The 260-nt window shown below is 71.2% G+C and carries 1 pseudogene; it reads right to left on the reverse strand.

Annotated elements, in window-relative coordinates:
• A pseudogene (locus Q1B08_RS21870) lies at positions 1-260 on the reverse strand (hypothetical protein); the annotation flags it as partial.

Raw genomic sequence — 260 nt, forward strand, 5'->3', positions numbered from 1 at the left:
GATGGCACGCAGCGCCTCGTTTCTGCCTGCCGCACCGGGGCTGTCCTTCTTCCAGGGCCTGGCGTTGCGGCGTGGCGGGATGATCGCGTCGGCACCCCGGTCTGCGATGGCATCGCGGCAGGCCCGCCCGTCACAGGCGCCGTCCACTGCCCGGCAGGGTCATGCGAAGCATGATCCCGAAAGGGGCGGTGACGGAGGCGACCGGCTCGCCCTCGGAAATCTGCGACAGCAGCTCGGGCGGCATCCGCGCATCGCCGATG

Origin of the sequence: uncultured Jannaschia sp., from assembly GCF_947494025.1 — a bacterium.
Lineage (GTDB): Bacteria > Pseudomonadota > Alphaproteobacteria > Rhodobacterales > Rhodobacteraceae > Jannaschia.